A 3,457-nucleotide genomic window follows, 5' to 3' on the forward strand; every position below is an offset into this window, starting at 1 on the left:
CGCGCCGCGCCGCCGAAAGCCCACTTCCCCCCGGCCCCGGCCGGGGGTTTTCACGGAGGTCACCACTTGACTTCCTCCCCCTCGTAACGAGGGGGATTCCCCTCAGCCTCGCGGCTGAGCCGCTGCGCGTGTGCGCGGCGGTGGGACGACTTCCTGCTTCACAGACGACTGCCCGCCCGGAGTGCTCCGTTGAGGTCTTACACCGTCTCCACAGGCTGTAACCGCCAGCCCGGCGGCCAGGATGTTCTTCGCCGCGTTCACGTCCCGATCGTGGGTCGTCCCGCAGTCACACGTCCATTCACGGACGTTGAGCGGCATCTCGCTTCGCAGGATGCCGCAGGCGGAGCACAGCTTGGAGGAGGGGAACCAGCGATCCACGACCACCAGTTCCCGCCCGTACCACTCGCACTTGTACTCCAGCATGGACCGCATCTCGGTCCAGCCCGCGTCACTGATGGCGCGAGCCAACCGCCGGTTCTTGAGCATGTTCCGGACAGCCAGATCCTCGATCACGACCACTTGGTTATCGCGGACGAGTCGAGTGGTGAGCTCGTGCAGGAAGTCCCTGCGCCGATCGGCGATCCGGGCATACACCCGGCCGACCTTGAACCGGGCCTTCGCACGGTTCGCACCGTCGCCCGGCGCCTTGCGGGCAAGATTCCGCTGGGCCCTGGCAAGGCGTTCCCGGTCCCTGCGCTCGTGCCGGGGGTTGGTGACCTTCTCCCCGGTGGAGAGCGTCACCAGCGCGGTGATACCCGCGTCGATACCCACAGCGGAACCAGCCGGGGCGTTTGGCATGGTGGGGCGGTCCTCGCACAGCAGGGAGACGAACCAACGCCCCGCGCTGTCCTGCGACACCGTCACCGTGGACGGTGCAGCGCCTTCCGGCAGCTGCCTCGACCACACGACGGCCAGCGGCTCCGCCATCTTCGCCAGGGTGAGCTCACCGTCCCGGAACCGGAACGCCGAGCTGGTGTACTCGGCGGACTTGCGGGACCTCTTCCGGGACTTGAACGTCGGGTACTTCGCCCGCCTGGCCCAGAAGTTGGCGAACGCCCCCTGCAAGTGCCGCAAAGCCTGCTGCAACGGAACCGACGACACCTCGGACAGGTAGGCCAGCTCCTCGGTCTTCTTCCACGCCGTCAGCATCGCCGACATGGCGTTGTAGTTCACCCGCTCCCGGCGCAGCGTCCACGCCTCCGTGCGGGCCTGCAACGCCATGTTGTAGACCTTCCGCACGCACCCGAACGTGCGCGACAGCTCCGCCGCCTGCGCATCGGTCGGATAGAAGCGGTACTTGAACGCCCGCTTCACGTGGATGGTCGCCACGGATCACACACTAACACCCTGCTTGTGACCATATGACACACAGTCACCTAGCGAGGCATGCCGCCTTGACGGCGGTATGCGAATCCCCAACCCGCTACGCGGGCAATCCAATTCCTCCCCGACCTCAAGGCCGGGGTCTCCTTGGAGGTCTCAGATGAAGGCTGTCGTCATGGCAGGGGGCGAGGGAAGCCGCCTGCGGCCGATGACGTCGACCGCGCCCAAGCCCCTGCTCCCGGTCGCGGGGCGGCCGATCATGGAGCACGTCCTGCGGCTGCTGCGCCGGCACGGCCTGACCAGCACCGTCGTCACCGTCCAGTACCTGGCCGAACAGATCGAGGACGAGTTCGGCGACGGCACGCAGCTCGGCATGCGGCTGAGCTACGTCCGCGAGCGCGAACCGCTCGGCACGGCCGGGTGCGTCGGCAACGCCCGCCAGGAGCTGGCGGACGGCCCGTTCCTGGTGATCTCCGGCGACGCGCTGACCGACATCGACCTCGGCGCCCTGATCCGCTTCCACCGGGACAAGGACGCCCTGGTCACCGTCTGCCTCACCCGGGTCCCCGACCCGGTCGAGTTCGGCATCACCATCGTCGACGACCAGGGCAGGGTGGAGCGCTTCCTGGAGAAGCCCACCTGGTCCCAGGTCTTCTCGGACACCGTCAACACCGGCATCTACGTGGTGGAACCCGAAGTGCTGGACCTGATACCCGAGGGCGAGGCCGTCGACTGGTCCGCGGACGTCTTCCCCAGGATCCTGGCGGACGGCGGCATCTACGGCTTCGTCGCCGACGGCTACTGGCAGGACGTCGGCACCCACGAGAGCTACCTCACCGCGCAGAGCGACGTCCTGGAAGGCCGCGTCGGCGTCGAACGCGCGGGCTTCGAACTCGCCCCCGGGGTCTGGGTCGACGCCACCGCCCACGTCGACCCGGGCGCCGTGCTGCGCGGCCCCCTGCACGTCGGCGCCCACGCCAGGATCGGCCCCGGCGCGCAGATCCTGGACAACACCGTCATCGGCGACCACGCGGTCGTCGAACGCGACGCCGTCGTGCACCGCGCCGTGGTCCACCCGCACGCCTACCTCGGGCCGCGGGCCCGGCTGCGCGGCTGCGTGCTGGGACGCAACGCGACGGTCCACGCCGACGCGCGCATCGGCGAGCACGCGGTGATCGGCGAGGGCAGCGTGCTGGAGGAGCGCAGCGTCGTCGGCGACCGCGTCATGGTCTACCCGCACAAGACGGTCGAGGCCGGCGCGGTGGTCAACCGCTCGCTGCTGTGGCAGAACCGCGCGGCCCGGTCGGTGTTCGGCTCCCGCGGGGTCCGCGGGGTCCTCGGCACCGACATCACCCCTGAGGTGGTCGTCCAGCTGGCCGGGGCGTTCGCCACCATGCTGCCCCGCGGGGCCACCGCGACGGTCGCCTGCGACCACTCCCGCGGCGCCCGGGTGCTGACGCCCTCGGTGCTGTCCGCCCTCCAGGCCGGCGGCGTGCACGTACGCGACCTGGGATGCGTGCCGGTGCCGCTGGCCCGGATGGAGACCGCGGCCGGCGCCGACGGCGGAATCCTGGTGCTGGCCGAGCCCGGCGACGGCGACGCGGTGTCCGTCGTCCTGCTCGACGCCCAGGGCTTCGACCTGTCCCAGAGCGCCCAGCGCGCACTGGACCGGGTCTACGGCCGCAGGGAGTACCGCCGGGCCCTGGCCGGCGAGACCGGCGAACTGGACCGCACCGCCGTGCCGATGGACTGGTACGGCACCGCCCTGGTCCGGGCGGCCGCGGCGGCCGGACGCCCCGGCACGCGCGGCGCCCGCCTGAAGGTGGTCGTCGACGCCGCCCACGGCAGCGCCTCCCTGATCCTCCCGCAGGTCCTCGGACGCCTGGACGTGGACGCCCTGCTGGTCAACAGCGGTCTCGACCCCGACCGGGCGGCCGAGACGCCCCGGGACAAGAACGCCGCCCTGCACGAACTGGGCACCGTGGTCCGGGCGGCCGGCGCGGCCTTCGGGGTGCGCCTGGACGCCACCGGCGAGCGGATGTCGCTGGTCGACGAGCAGGGACAGGTCATCGCCGACGACATCCGCAGGGGGGTCTCGGTCCAGCCGGGCGACGAGGCCCGGCTCGGGCCGGAG

General features: G+C 70.9%; 2 protein-coding genes. One reads left to right on the forward strand and one right to left on the reverse strand.

From position 1 onward, the window contains the following. Positions 1-102: 102 nt before the first annotated feature. Complete coding sequence (locus AB0O00_RS33000; RefSeq protein ID WP_363658091.1) at positions 103-1,329, reverse strand: RNA-guided endonuclease TnpB family protein; 1,227 nt, start codon at positions 1,327-1,329, stop codon at positions 103-105. 154 nt (positions 1,330-1,483) lie between these two features. Here AB0O00_RS33000 and AB0O00_RS33005 point away from each other — a divergent pair. Next, positions 1,484-3,457: sugar phosphate nucleotidyltransferase (locus AB0O00_RS33005; RefSeq protein ID WP_363658093.1), on the forward strand; the 1,974-nt coding region annotated here is incomplete at its 3' end.

Source organism: Kitasatospora sp. NPDC093558 (genome assembly GCF_040683475.1).
GTDB lineage: Bacteria > Actinomycetota > Actinomycetes > Streptomycetales > Streptomycetaceae > Kitasatospora.